The organism is Ruegeria sp. CDSC051 (genome assembly GCF_059610665.1).
This window is the reverse complement of record NZ_JBXWOC010000004.1, coordinates 239,669-253,060: the sequence shown is the minus strand read 5'-3', so window position 1 is coordinate 253,060 and position 13,392 is coordinate 239,669. Positions and strand designations below refer to the sequence as shown.

The 13,392-nt window shown below is 55.8% G+C and carries 14 protein-coding genes; 9 read left to right on the top strand and 5 right to left on the bottom strand.

The annotated features are described in order from the left end of the window. Positions 1 to 32: 32 nt before the first annotated feature. The 3 genes from AC2FH0_RS11800 to AC2FH0_RS11790 all read left to right on the top strand — a co-directional run bounded on the left by AC2FH0_RS11800 (position 33) and on the right by AC2FH0_RS11790 (position 1,337). Positions 33 to 812: a succinate dehydrogenase iron-sulfur subunit gene (locus tag AC2FH0_RS11800; RefSeq protein ID WP_496789403.1), complete on the top strand. Its 780-nt coding sequence runs from the start codon at positions 33 to 35 to the stop codon at positions 810 to 812. 136 nt (positions 813 to 948) lie between these two features. Further along, positions 949 to 1,089 carry a hypothetical protein gene (locus AC2FH0_RS11795; RefSeq protein WP_185956642.1) on the top strand — a complete coding sequence of 47 codons (141 nt, stop codon included), beginning with the start codon at positions 949 to 951 and terminating at the stop codon, positions 1,087 to 1,089. A gap of 50 nt (positions 1,090 to 1,139) precedes the next feature. Then, entirely contained in the window at positions 1,140 to 1,337 is a 198-nt protein-coding gene (locus tag AC2FH0_RS11790; protein ID WP_496789402.1) for a hypothetical protein, read from the top strand. 39 nt (positions 1,338 to 1,376) lie between these two features. Here the strand turns inward: AC2FH0_RS11790 and deoD are convergent, their stop codons facing one another. The 3 genes from deoD to AC2FH0_RS11775 form a co-directional block, all read right to left on the bottom strand. Further along, positions 1,377 to 2,087: a purine-nucleoside phosphorylase gene (gene deoD / locus AC2FH0_RS11785; protein WP_496706219.1), complete on the bottom strand. Its 711-nt coding sequence runs from the start codon at positions 2,085 to 2,087 to the stop codon at positions 1,377 to 1,379. Between the two features lie 17 nt (positions 2,088 to 2,104). After that, the gene (locus tag AC2FH0_RS11780) at positions 2,105 to 2,422 is read right to left on the bottom strand and encodes an H-NS histone family protein (RefSeq protein ID WP_281995213.1); all 318 of its coding nucleotides are present in this window, start codon (positions 2,420 to 2,422) and stop codon (positions 2,105 to 2,107) included. A 125-nt stretch (positions 2,423 to 2,547) separates the two neighbouring features. Further along, positions 2,548 to 4,530 (bottom strand): protein meaA, encoded by a 1,983-nt coding sequence (locus AC2FH0_RS11775; RefSeq protein ID WP_496691892.1) that lies wholly within the window; start codon positions 4,528 to 4,530, stop codon positions 2,548 to 2,550. 129 nt (positions 4,531 to 4,659) lie between these two features. Between AC2FH0_RS11775 and AC2FH0_RS11770 the strand changes: the two genes are divergently transcribed. The 6 genes from AC2FH0_RS11770 (at position 4,660) to AC2FH0_RS11745 (ending at position 11,567) form a co-directional block, all read left to right on the top strand. Next, complete coding sequence (locus AC2FH0_RS11770; RefSeq protein WP_496789401.1) at positions 4,660 to 6,045, top strand: 1-acyl-sn-glycerol-3-phosphate acyltransferase; 1,386 nt, start codon at positions 4,660 to 4,662, stop codon at positions 6,043 to 6,045. A 115-nt stretch (positions 6,046 to 6,160) separates the two neighbouring features. Continuing rightward, positions 6,161 to 7,447, top strand: a complete 1,287-nt coding sequence (gene ccrA / locus AC2FH0_RS11765; RefSeq protein WP_142635517.1) for a crotonyl-CoA carboxylase/reductase — start codon at positions 6,161 to 6,163, stop codon at positions 7,445 to 7,447. A 363-nt stretch (positions 7,448 to 7,810) separates the two neighbouring features. Further along, positions 7,811 to 8,530: a helix-turn-helix transcriptional regulator gene (locus AC2FH0_RS11760; protein WP_496691781.1), complete on the top strand. Its 720-nt coding sequence runs from the start codon at positions 7,811 to 7,813 to the stop codon at positions 8,528 to 8,530. Between the two features lie 79 nt (positions 8,531 to 8,609). Then, on the top strand, positions 8,610 to 9,248 hold the full coding sequence (locus tag AC2FH0_RS11755; protein WP_496691780.1) for an acyl-homoserine-lactone synthase: 639 nt from the start codon (positions 8,610 to 8,612) through the stop codon (positions 9,246 to 9,248). A 61-nt stretch (positions 9,249 to 9,309) separates the two neighbouring features. After that, on the top strand, positions 9,310 to 10,842 hold the full coding sequence (locus tag AC2FH0_RS11750; protein ID WP_142635525.1) for an ATP-dependent DNA helicase: 1,533 nt from the start codon (positions 9,310 to 9,312) through the stop codon (positions 10,840 to 10,842). Further along, on the top strand, positions 10,839 to 11,567 hold the full coding sequence (locus tag AC2FH0_RS11745; protein ID WP_496709190.1) for an SDR family oxidoreductase: 729 nt from the start codon (positions 10,839 to 10,841) through the stop codon (positions 11,565 to 11,567). The genes AC2FH0_RS11750 and AC2FH0_RS11745 overlap by 4 nt, the downstream gene beginning before the upstream one ends. A 4-nt stretch (positions 11,568 to 11,571) precedes the next feature. Here the strand turns inward: AC2FH0_RS11745 and AC2FH0_RS11740 are convergent, their stop codons facing one another. After that, on the bottom strand, positions 11,572 to 12,339 hold the full coding sequence (locus AC2FH0_RS11740; protein WP_142635529.1) for a TIGR02186 family protein: 768 nt from the start codon (positions 12,337 to 12,339) through the stop codon (positions 11,572 to 11,574). A 2-nt stretch (positions 12,340 to 12,341) separates the two neighbouring features. Further along, positions 12,342 to 13,262 carry a sulfite exporter TauE/SafE family protein gene (locus tag AC2FH0_RS11735; protein ID WP_142635531.1) on the bottom strand — a complete coding sequence of 307 codons (921 nt, stop codon included), beginning with the start codon at positions 13,260 to 13,262 and terminating at the stop codon, positions 12,342 to 12,344. Positions 13,263 to 13,392: the final 130 nt, after the last annotated feature.

The window sequence follows — 13,392 nt, the reverse complement described above, 5'->3', positions numbered from 1 at the left end:
TATCTATACACGGGAATTTAGCGAGGTCGGAAATGGTACAACTCACCCTGCCAAAAAATTCTCGGATTACCACCGGAAAGACATGGCCCAAGCCAGAGGGCGCGACGAATGCGCGCAAGTTCCAGATCTATCGCTGGAATCCTGACGACGGTCAAAATCCCCGGGTGGATACCTATTTCGTCGATATGGACAGCTGCGGTCCGATGATTTTGGATGCGCTGATCAAGATCAAGAATGAGATCGACCCAACCTTGACCTTCCGCCGGTCTTGTCGCGAGGGCATTTGTGGGTCCTGTGCGATGAATATCGACGGGATCAACACGCTGGCCTGTATCTATGGCATGGATGAGATCAAGGGCGATGTGAAAATCTATCCTTTGCCCCATATGCCTGTGGTCAAGGACCTGATTCCGGACCTGACCCATTTCTATGCCCAGCACGCCAGCATCATGCCCTGGCTAGAAACCAAGACCAACCGGCCTGCGAAAGAGTGGAAGCAATCCATTGAAGATCGCAAAAAGCTGGATGGTCTTTATGAATGTGTGATGTGCGCCAGCTGCTCGACCTCGTGCCCAAGTTATTGGTGGAATGGCGACCGCTATCTTGGCCCGGCGGCTCTACTGCATGCATATCGTTGGATCATTGACAGCCGAGATGAGGCAACTGGTGAGCGCCTGGATGAGTTGGAAGATCCGTTCAAGCTGTATCGTTGCCACACGATCATGAACTGCGCCAAAACCTGCCCGAAGGGTCTGAACCCTGCAAAGGCAATCGCCGAGATCAAAAAGATGATGGTCGAACGCACGGTGTGAGGCGGACTTGATCCATGTGCCTGCTGTGTTGCGGCAGGTGCAATTCCCATTTGCAAGAATATGTGGTGTGAACGCCTGCAGCCTGTCCTATGTTTGGCTCAGGGAGGAGTGATTATGTCACAATGGGATCACTCCGATGAGAACCAAAACCAACTCCGCTGATGCCGCCGAAGCCCTGGAATTGCTGGAACAGGCATGGGCCTATTATACGCCAGAAACGGTAATCCCCACTTCAGAGCGAATGCCAGAGCTGTTCGAATACGCAAATGCTGCCTGACCTGCGATTGCAGGGCTTGAAAACAACCGACTGATCAGCAAAGCAGGAGAATGCCTGTTATTCTTCTGCTTCTTGCTGCCGCCGTATTCGCCTATTTTCTGTGGCGCGCCCGCACTTCGTCACTGACGCGTGAATGCCGCTGGCGCCAGCACCGAAAAGAAGGGCAATGGGTCTGTTCGTTTTGCGGTGCTCAGACCGATGGGGCGGAAAGCCCCAAGCAGTGTTCAAAGGGATCGACCGGTAGATAGCCGATGCGGGACAGGGTCGACCCTGCCCCAACCCGTTTGCTAAGCTTTTGGAAACGCCGCCTGAAGTGCGATCTCAACCATGTCGCCAAAGCTGCTTTCACGTTCGGACGATGGCAGAGCTTCTCCTGTCAGCAAGTGGTCGGAAACGGTCAGCACGGCAAGGGCCCGGCACTTGTGGCGCGCGGCCAGGATGTAAAGTTCGGCGGCTTCCATTTCGACGCCCAGAATGCCGTGACGCACCATCTGTTCGTTCAGATCGGGACGTTCATCGTAGAATACATCCGAGGAATAAATCCCGCCAACATGAGTTGGTGTTCCTTTGTTTGCCGCAGCCTGAAAGGCGGCCTGCAACAGGCTCCAATCCGCGCAAGGTGCAAAGTTGAGCTCTTTCATGATCCCCCGAGACGGAGTGCTGAGCGTGGTCGAAGTCATCGCCAAAATGACATCACGAATGTTCACACTGTCCTGCATCCCGCCACATGACCCTATACGGATCAAAGTTCTGGCGCCAAAATCGCGGATCAATTCATTCACGTAAATTGACAGCGAGGGCATTCCCATACCGCTGCCTTGAATCGTGACCGGATTACCTTTCCAGGTTCCGGTGAAGCCCAACATGCCACGCACGTCATTCACCAGTTTGGCGTTATCCAGAAAAGTTTCTGCAGCCCATTTTGCCCGGTAAGGATCACCGGGTAAAAGAACTGTTTCAGCGATTTCGCCTTTTTTGGCGCCTATATGAATCGTCATTTCGTTATCAATTCCATTCAGATTTCCATATCCGAAATATCCGCTCCGGCTTTCAAAGCTTCGTGTACCCAATGCGGCTTGCGACCGCGTCCCGACCAGGTTTGATCGTGGTTGGATGGATTTCGGTATTTTGCTTTCGTTTTCGAAATCTTAAGAGATTTCGAGGACCCATCAGAAAGTTCGGAAAGGGAAAACCCAAATTCCGCTGCGGCTTTCTGAGCGGCTTTCAAAGCCTCTTTCCTATCACGTCTTTCGGCTGCTTTCAGCGCCACATCTACATTGGCACGCAATTCCAACAGTTCATTGCGCGTCATCTTTTCGAGATTCATTCCCATTTACATTCCCCTGATGTTACCGAATTACAATGTCCCCGAAGAGTCACCGTAGTTCTAAAAGCATCCATTATCTATCCCTTTCGCGAAGGCGATAGATACGGGGAAAATGGGTGGCAAATTGGCGGTTATTCAGCGGCCAGGTTTTGCGGATCAACCAAGGAAACTATGTCGCCCATGATTGCATTCAACTCGAAGTTTTTTGGTGTGTAGATTTTGGCCACACCCATCGCTTTGAGCTTTTCAGCATCGTCATCAGGGATAATGCCACCGACAACAACAGGAACATCGTTCAGGCCCGCCTCGCGCAGACGGTTCAGAACGTCCTGAACCAACGGTATGTGACTGCCGGACAGAATCGACAGGCCGATCACATGGGCTTTGTCCTCGATTGCGGCGGCCACAATTTCCTCGGGTGTCAGACGGATGCCGTCATAGCTGATGTCCATACCGCAATCGCGGGCGCGGAAGGCGATCTGTTCAGCGCCATTTGAATGGCCGTCCAGACCGGGTTTCCCGACCAGGAATTTCAGGCGACGTCCCAGCTTGTCACTGACCGCGTCAACGGCCGAGCGCAAGTCCTCCAGCCCTTCGGTTTTGTTTGAGACCGAGCCGGAAACGCCGGTCGGGCCGCGATATGTGCCATAGACTTTGCGCATCTCTTCGGCCCATTCGCCGGTGGTGACGCCAGCCTTGGCGGCGACGATAGACGGCTCCATTACATTCGCACCGGATTGTGCGGCCTCACGCAAAGCGGCCAGCGCTGCTGCAACTGCCGCGCCATCCCGTTCGGTGCGCCATTCGTTCAGGCGGTTGATCTGTTCCTGCTCTACTGCCGGATCAACGACCATGATGCCGCCGTCTTCGGTTTCCAGGGGTGAGGGCTCGCCCTCGACCCATTTGTTCACGCCGACCACAATGGTCTCGTTGCGCTCGATCCGGTTGAGGCGCTCTGCATTGGAATCGACCAAACGGGACTTCATGTATTCGATCGAAGCGACGGCACCCCCCATCGAATCCAGGTTCGCCAGTTCGGCCCGCGCGCCCTGTTTCAATTCTTCGACTTTGGCGTCTACGGCCGGGTTGCCGTCGAACAGATCGCCATATTCCAGCAGGTCGGTTTCATAGGCCAGAATCTGTTGCATCCGCATCGACCACTGCTGATCCCACGGGCGGGGCAGGCCAAGGGCCTCGTTCCATGCTGGCAGTTGTACCGCACGGGCACGGGCCTTTTTCGACAAAGTAACCGCCAGCATTTCGATCAGGATACGGTAGACGTTGTTTTCCGGCTGCTGCTCGGTCAGTCCCAGTGAGTTCACCTGCACCCCATAACGGAAGCGGCGGAATTTCGGGTTTTCTACGTCATAACGTTGTTGCAAGATTTCATCCCAAAGATCCACAAAGGCGCGCATTTTGCACATCTCGGTGACAAAGCGGATGCCGGCATTCACAAAGAACGAAATCCGTCCGCACAATGCTGGGAAATCCTCGGCTGGGACGCGCGGGCGCAGCTCATCCAACACGGCGATGGCTGTGGCCAGCGCATAGGCCAGCTCTTGTTCCGGCGTCGCGCCGGCCTCTTGCAGGTGATAGGAACAGACGTTCATCGGGTTCCATTTCGGCACATTGGAATAGCAATACTCGGCCACATCCGCGATCATCTTGAGCGACGGTTTCGGCGGACAGACATAAGTGCCGCGGCTCAGGTATTCCTTGATCAGATCGTTCTGAACCGTGCCCTGCAGTTTAGAGACATCGGCGCCCTGTTCCTCGGCAACCGCTATATAGAGCGCCAGCAACCAAGGAGCCGTGGCGTTTATCGTCATCGACGTGTTCATCTGTTCCAACGGGATCTGGTCGAACAAAACCCGCATGTCGCCCAGATGGCTGATCGGTACACCCACTTTACCAACCTCGCCGCGTGCCAGCGTGTGATCGCTGTCATAGCCGGTTTGCGTCGGCAGATCGAAGGCCACTGACAGACCCGTCTGACCCTTGGCCAGATTCCCGCGATACAGCGCGTTGGACGCTTTGGCGGTGGAATGACCGGCATAGGTTCGGATGAGCCAGGGGCGATCTTTCTGCGTCTGCGTCATAACTGGGCCTCGTATTGCGGGTGGGCAAGAAAATTACGTTCATGGGTTCTAAAGCGCAATTTTCGGGACATGTCAATTCGCTGCGTCGCGGCATTTCCGGTTGTGCCGATTGTGGGATGCAGCGATTGGTGGCAGGGTGCATTTATGACACAGACCGTGGAACTTCCGCTTTGGCTGTTTTTGTTGATCCTGGTATTCGCCGCGGTCACACTGGCCTCGCATTTTCTGTTTCCGTCAGTGCGGTGGTTTTTTCGCCGTAGGTTGGAGCGTGCGGTCAAACGCCTGAACACCCGCCTGCAGCGCCCGATACAGCCGTTCAAGCTGGCCCGACGCCACGATATGATTCAACGCCTGATCTATGATCCTCAAGTAGGGCAGGCCGTGCAGCAGCACGCACGTGAAGAAGGCATCCCCGAAGCGGTCGCCTTTGAACAGGCCCAGCGGTATGCGCGCGAGATCGTGCCTTCTTTTTCCGCCGTTGCCTATTTCAGTATCGCCATCCGGTTGGCGCGGATTCTGAGCAACGCCTTTTATGATGTACGGCTTAGTTATCAGGATGAAGATGCCCTGAAAGATATTGATCCAAATGCGACAGTTGTTTTTGTGATGAACCACCGCAGCAACATGGATTATGTGCTGGTCACCTATCTGGCGGCCCAGCAATCGGCTTTGTCTTATGCTGTTGGCGAATGGGCGCGTGTTTGGCCGCTCAGTCGGTTGATTCGTGCGATGGGGGCCTATTTTATTCGCCGCAAATCCGGCAGCGAACTCTATCGTCAGGTATTGGCCTGCTATGTCCGGCATGCCACCGATGCCGGTGTCACACAGGCTATGTTCCCCGAAGGCGGGCTGAGCCTGACCGGGGCTATGGCACGCCCCAAGCTGGGGCTTTTGAAATACATAATCGATGGTGCCAGCGCGGATGGGGCGGATGTGGTGTTTGTTCCCGTTGCGCTAAACTATGACCGGGTTCTTGAAGATACGATCCTGACCAAGGCCGCACTTGGCAATCAAAGGCAATTTCGTGCCCGGATCGGGGTCATAACTGGGTGGATATTGAAACAAATAGGTAGGCGCCTAACCGGTCGCTACCAGCGGTTTGGATTTGCTGGGGTGCGATATGGTCACCCTATCTCGTTGAAGGAATTTCGCACCGCCCATGACGATGTGATGACTGATCTCGCGCGCGAACTCATGCAACGGATCAAAGAAGCGATTCCGCAGGCGCCTGTTCCTGCAGCGTGCTGGCTGGTTCGCACCAAAGGAGAAATGCCCGAAGACGAGCTTAAAAGCTTGATCACCGGGTTTTTGCAACGTGACGGAACTCTGGGTGATCAGGATGAGTCTGCGGTTTCAGCTGCCTTGGATCAGCTGGTCGAACGCAGAATTCTGAAACGAGAAGGTGGGAAAATATTTCAATCCGGGCAAAGGGTTGATCTGCTCGACTACTATGCAGCCTCAGCCCCGATTGGCGACGGCTGGCCTGATGCTGCGGCAGCGAAAGAAGTTTCTGCAGGTGCTGGGTCATAAAATTACAAAAATGATGCAAAATCTATTGCATTATTTCCTTCAGGCCAATATCTCATCATCCAACGCAAGCGCTTCTGCATCGCGGCAAACAGGAATGAGAAATAAGGAGGCCAACATGGCTCTGGACACCGACAGCGGTATCGCAACTTACGACGCGCCGGAAAAAGACCTCTATGAAATGGGTGAAATCCCTCCGATGGGGTTTGTGCCTAAGAAAATGTATGCATGGGCAATCCGTAAGGAACGCCACGGGGAACCGGATACTGCGATGGTCCAGGAAGTCGTGGACGTACCAGAGCTGGACAGCCACGAGGTGTTGGTTCTGGTGATGGCGGCGGGCGTTAACTATAACGGCGTCTGGGCATCCCTGGGCAAGCCGATCTCGCCCTTTGACGGCCACAAAGCCCCGTATCATATCGCCGGTTCTGACGCTTCAGGGATCGTATGGGCCGTGGGTTCGAAAGTAACGCGCTGGAAAGTGGGCGACGAGGTTGTCATTCACTGCAACCAGGACGATGGCGACGACGAACATTGTAATGGTGGCGATCCGATGTATTCGGACAGCCAGCGGATCTGGGGTTATGAAACGCCGGATGGGTCTTTTGCACAGTTCACCAACGTTCAAGCCCAGCAGTTGATGCCGCGCCCCAAGCACCTGACCTGGGAAGAAAGCGCTTGCTATACTCTGACGCTGGCGACCGCGTATCGGATGCTGTTCGGGCACGAGCCGCATGATCTGAAGCCGGGCCAGAACGTTCTGGTCTGGGGTGCCTCGGGCGGCCTGGGCTCTTATGCGATCCAGCTGATCAATACCGCAGGCGCCAACGCGATCGGCGTGATCTCGGACGAAAGCAAGCGTGACTTTGTTATGGGGCTGGGCGCCAAGGGCGTGCTGAATCGCAAAGACTTTAACTGCTGGGGTCAGTTGCCCACAGTAAACACACCGGAATATGCGGACTGGTTCAAAGAGGCGCGCAAATTCGGCAAGGCGATCTGGGAAATCACCGGCAAAGGCAAGAATGTCGACATGGTGTTTGAACATCCCGGCGAAAGCACATTTCCGGTGTCGACCTTTGTCGTGAAAAAAGGTGGTATGGTTGTGATCTGCGCCGGTACCACCGGCTATAACCTGACTTTCGACGTTCGCTATATGTGGATGCATCAGAAACGCCTGCAAGGTTCGCATTTTGCGCATCTCAAGCAGGCTGCTGCCGCGAACCAACTGATGGTCGAACGCCGTCTGGATCCCTGCATGTCCGAAGTGTTCGCCTGGGGTGAATTGCCAGACGCGCATATGAAGATGATGCGGAATGAGCATAAACCAGGCAACATGTCGGTTCTGGTTCAGGCGCCGCAGACGGGCTTGCGCACGCTTGAAGAGGTTCTAGACGCAAAAGGCTGAGCCCCCAAAAAAAGAATATTAGCACCCGCGAATCGCATCGAGCGAGCGCGGGTGTACCTATTTCTAGGTATTAGGCAATAATTACAGTGGGTTGCGAAATCGTGACCCGCTAGTTTTGGGGAGTAGAAACCAGTGAATAGGCTTAAAAGCACCTCACATGTTATGGTTGTGTTAACCCTTCGTTAACCGTTTCGGAGAGACTTTAGATGGCGCATAATGAGTGGATACTGGACGTTTTGTCGGACCTCAACGCCTTCGCTGTTGAAAACGGTTTGACCGCACTTGCCGAGCAGCTTGATGATACCAAGTTGATCGCAGCGGCCGAGATTGCGTCCATGCAGGATAAGGCACAGGCGCCCGCGAATGGGAACACAACTCGACATGAGTCAGGTCCTAGAGGACTTGGAAAGCACCAACACGCTTGACGAGTTGGGCGATGTAGCCGTTCGATTGCGCGACCGGCTGCAGGTTGAACATCTTATCTATCATTGGGTTGATGGTGCCGGGGATCAATACGGCTATACAACTTACCCGGACGCTTGGGCCGAGCGATATCGTGAGCGGAATTATCACCGCATAGATCCGGTGATCCTGGGGTGTTTCCAACGGTTCCACCCGGTTGACTGGAAATTGCTGGACTGGTCTGGAAAAGTGGCGAAAGCCTTTTTGCAAGATGCCCTTGAACATGGAGTTGGCAATCAGGGTTATTCGATCCCCATCCGGGGGCCGAACGGCCAGTTTGCCTTATTCACAGTGAATCACTCATGTGATGATGAGAAATGGAAGTCCTTCATCGAGGCCCATGGCCGCGAGCTGATTTTGATCGCGCATTACTTTAACCGAAAGGCTCTGGAGTTCGAAACCGACAGGCAGCCGGATACGACCCGGGGCCTGTCGCCTCGTGAGACGGATGCCATGACCTTGCTGGCGCTTGGATACAGCCGGGCACAAGTCGCGCACTCATTGTCAATCTCGGAACATACGCTGCGTGTCTATATTGAAAGTGCGCGTGCCAAGCTTGGGGCGCAAAACACAACCCATGCCATCGCAACAGCACTCAGCCGTGGATTAATAGTGGTTTAACAAGCGCACGCTCTAAAAACGGGAAATTAACCACGACTTTGTACTCCCTTCGTTCTTGCACAAGACGAGGGGAAAAGTCATGTTGCGCTATTTGTTTGCGGACGAACTACATAAATTTCCGAATCTGGCCGAGGGGATGTTCCGGGATCGAGCGGATCAGTTCAAAACCCGGCTGGGCTGGGATGTCCACGTTGATGAAAATGGGGAAGAGCGGGATCAATATGATGATCTGAATCCGCTCTATGTCATCTGGGAAGAAGAGGATGGCAGCCATGGGGGGTCGATGCGGGTTTTGCCGACGACAGGACCTGTCATGGTGAATGAAGTGTTCGGGCACCTGACAGGGGGTAAGCCCGTCCACAGCCCGCTGATCTGGGAGGTGACGCGGTTTTGCCTGTCCCGAACGGCCAGCGCCCATACCGCTGGTGCCATCATGCTGAGCGGGGGCGAAATCATGGAAGGCTTCGGGCTGACCCATATTGCGGGCGTCTTTGATGCGCGGATGATTCGGATTTACCGGCTGATCGGATCGTCTCCGGTCGTTTTGGGGTCCGAGGGGACGGGTCGTGACAAGATTTCCGTCGGGCTGTGGCCCTATTCGGCCCAAGATTGCTATCGCGTGGCTGAACGGGCGGGCATCCCGCGTGAGCTGTCCAGGATGTGGTTCAGAACCGCGTTTGGCACCGCCCGGCAACACCGGTTTGCCATGTCCGCCTGACGGGGTGTGAAAGCCAATTCCGTATCTGGCGATAGCTGGCGTGGCCCTGTAGGGTCGCGCCATGTCTATACCCACAGTAACCTTTTCTGACGATCAAGCCGCCGCCTATGACAGCATTTCCGAGATGCTGAAATCTGCTGGTGTGGACTTGGATGATGACGCCCTGCTGAAAATGCCCGGCAATGGCGAATCCGGGGTGATGGCCGTGATCGGTAAGGCGGGTTCAGGGAAAACGCTACTGCTGGCAGAGCTTTACAAAGCATTGGCTGACGCGGGTCTTCAGATTGTTTCCGGTGATTTCGAAAGCCGCAAAGCGCGCGAGAAACGCAGCTTGGCCATTCTTGCGCCAACGAACAAGGCCGCCAGTGTTTTGCGCCTGCGGGGTGTGCCTGCGACCACGATCCACCGCATCCTCTATACGCCGGTATATGACCCGGAATATGAACGCATTGCCGAATGGCTGGCGGGCAACGATGAACGCCCCGAGGTTGAAGGGTTGACTGACGAAGCGCTGGACCGGGCGGCCGCTTTTTATCAGAACAACAAGTCGATCCCCGGCGCGCTGGCCGCTGCGGGCCTGCGTGGGTCCGACTTTATCACCGGCTGGAAGCGTCGGGAGGAACCGCTGGACATAGGCTTTGTAGATGAGGCCTCGATGCTGGATGACCGGCAGTTCGAAGACCTGAAAGAGATCTTTCCGACCCTGTTGCTTTTTGGCGATCCGGCGCAGCTCGCCCCGGTCAATCAGTCCGGCAGCATGGTATTTGAGACGCTGCCCGAGCCGCGAAAGCAGGTATTGCACAGGGTCCACAGGCAGACGGCAGACAACCCGATCCTGGACCTCGCGCATGCGCTGGCCGACCCTCAGATGGGGTTTGAGGATTTTGAACGGCTCGTCGAACAGACCGCCCGACAGGATGACCGTGTTGTTTGGGGGCAGCGTGTTGAAGTTGACCTGATGGCCCGCAGCCCGGTTCTGGTCTGGCGAAATGCCACCCGAATTCGCTTGATTCAGGCCTTCCGCAATGTCCACGCGGCACCCGACACCGAGCTTCTGGCGGGAGAGCCGCTGATTTGCGATGGAATCGAACTGCCGCTGAAGCACCGCAAGAAAAGGCTGGATCTTGAGGCGCGCGGGCTAATCAAGGGTGCTCAGGTCATCTATCTGGGGCCAGGACGAAAACCGGGGTTTTCGCGCCTGCATGTGATGGGGGCCGAGGATCCTCAGGTCAGTGCAGCGTCGATTGTCAAAATCGAAATGCCTGATGAGGAAGAACCGTTTATTCCATTTGCAGCGCGTATGGGGGCAACCTTTTTGCATGGCGCAGCAGTGACCATTCACAAGGCGCAGGGGTCGCAGTGGGACACGGTACAGGTGTTTGCGCCGGATATATATGCGGCTGCTCGGATGGGGCGAACCGAGGCTGGGCAACCTTTGTGGAAACGTCTGGCTTATGTTGCGATCACGCGGGCGCAAGAAAGGTTGATTTGGGTGGTGCGCAACAGGCTGGCCAAGCCCACTTATCCGCTGCGCGTGGATGATTTGCGCGCGGCTCCGGCGGCGACGCTGACCCTGGAGGCGGAAGAGATATGAAATCCATCATCATCACAGGCGCCAGTTCAGGCATCGGACGGGCAACTGGCGAGTTGTTTTTGGCCGAGGGCTGGGCGGTTGGGCTGCTGGCGCGCAGCGCGGATGTGCTGAACGAATTGGCTGAAAGGCACAAGAATGCGATCCCCTTGGTGACCGATGTTACCGATCCCACCGCTGTTTCGGGTGCTTTCGAGACATTCCAGAATGAGGCGGGACGTCTTGACGTATTATTCAATAATGCCGGAATCTTTGCCCCCGGCGGCACGATAGACGAAATCCAGTTGGAGGATTGGTACCAGAGCGTCAGCGTGAACCTGAACGGGATGTTCCTAAGCGCGCGCGAAGCCTTTCGCATTATGCGGCATCAGGCCCCTCAAGGGGGAAGGATCATCAATAACGGTTCGATCGCCGCGCATGTACCGCGTCCGAATTCGGTCCATTACACCGCTACGAAACACGCGATAACAGGCCTGACACGCAGCCTATCACTGGACGGGCGCGCCTTTGGTATCGCATGTGGTCAAATCGATATTGGCAACGCGCGAACACAGATGGTGCAAAACCTGGTTGAAAACGCCATCGCGGGAGGGCAGCAGCCCGACCCGACGATGGCTGTTGACGATGCCGCACGTTCTGTACTGCACATGGCGTCTTTGCCTGCAGAGGCAAACGTCCAGTTCATGACCGTCATGGCCACTACGATGCCCTATATCGGGCGTGGATAGGGCTTTAGTTCTCGCGCAATAGTCGGAAGGCTGTGGACGCTCCCCAACCCGCCGCGATGGCAATGACCAAAGACATCAGGCCATACCAGACCGGCTGCTGACGGGACATGTTGTAGAGGAACCGTTCCAGCCCGACCTTCCGCACGTCGATTGTGGTCTCGAACTGGGAAACAACCTCTCGGCCGCGGGTCAGGTATATGCGCGCGAAATAGGCGCCTTCGGTCAAATCGGCTGGCATGTCGATTGAGGTTCGGAACAATGTCTGCTCGTCCACCGCAACCGTATTTTCGCGGATAGAATACAGGCCCTCATCCTCACGGATGCGAACGACGGCCTCGGCAAAATTCTGCGCGCCCCGGATATTCATCGCGGCACCCACTGACCGAATGGCCCGTTCAATCGAGATCCTGTACCGCAAGTCTTCTGTATCTGACAGGATTTCTGTAAGGGGAGCGCTGGTGGCAACCGCATAAAAACTGGGCGCAAGGTCGACCAGGACGCTGTCGGTGTTGACCCAGATACCCAGCCTGCGTTCTTTTCGCCGGACCGTCACTGGGCTCGAGGGGCCTGCAACGGCCACGATAACTTGAAGCGGTGGGCCGGAAGGGATCGGCGTTTCACGTTTCACGGCACCGAAAATAAGAATTTCCGAGCCATCGAAATTCGCCGTGATGGCAACCCGGTCTTGGCTTAGGCCAAGCACGACCTGTTCCTCCTCGGCGATGGCCGGGGTGACACAGAGGGCGAGTAGCAGGATCAACCGTCTCAGCATGATCAGTGCCCCCCTGCAACGCCGAGCGAATAGAGCTCGGAGGGTTCCAGAAGCAGATCCAGCGCCAGTTTGCCACAAACCACCAAGACCAGTGCAGCCAGCAATACGCGCAGCTGCTCGGCAGGCATTCGTGCGCCGATCACCGTTCCGATCTGCGCCCCGATCACGCCGCCGACCAGCAACAACACAGCCAGAACAATGTCGACTGTGTAGTTGGTTGTCGCGTGCAGCATCGTGGTGAACGCTGTTACGAAAATAATCTGGAACAGGGAGGTGCCGACAACGACTTTGGTGGGCATTCCCAGCAGGTAAATCATGGCAGGAACCATGATAAAGCCGCCTCCGACACCCATGATCGCAGAAAGGATACCTACGCTAAGCCCGACCAGGACGGGGGGGATGACCGAGATATAGAGGCCCGATGTACGGAACCGCATTTTGAACGGCATCGCGTGAATCCAGCCGCGCTGACGACGTGCAACAGGGGCGGCGGTGCCCTTTTTGGATTTACGCAGCGCGTTCAGGCTTTCGATGAACATCAAGCTGCCGACGACGCCCAGAAAGACCACGTAACACAGGGTTACGAGCAAATCGACTTGTCCGAGGCTTTTGAGATAGTTGAAGATCACCACCCCGAACGCAGCACCGATCAGTCCCCCGACCAGCAATACCGTGCCCATCTTCAGGTCGACCGTCTTTCGGCGGAAATGGGCCAGAACCCCAGAAAAGGACGAGGCGACAATCTGGTTCGCTTCGGTGGCTACGGCAACTGCTGGTGGGATGCCAATGAAAAACAACAGCGGGGTCATCAGAAACCCGCCGCCGACCCCGAACATCCCTGACAGGATGCCGACCATGCCGCCCAACCCAAGCAGCAGAAAGGCGTTTACGGAAACTTCAGCGATAGGAAGGTAAATTTGCATGAGGTACTAGTAATTAGGGCCAGCTGCGTCGCGCAATGTGACACATTCGACTTCTGGAATTTGTGAAAGGGTTCGTATCTGACGCGCAGAATCACGCCCTTGGCGAGGCAGGGTAGAGCAGGGCTGGCGG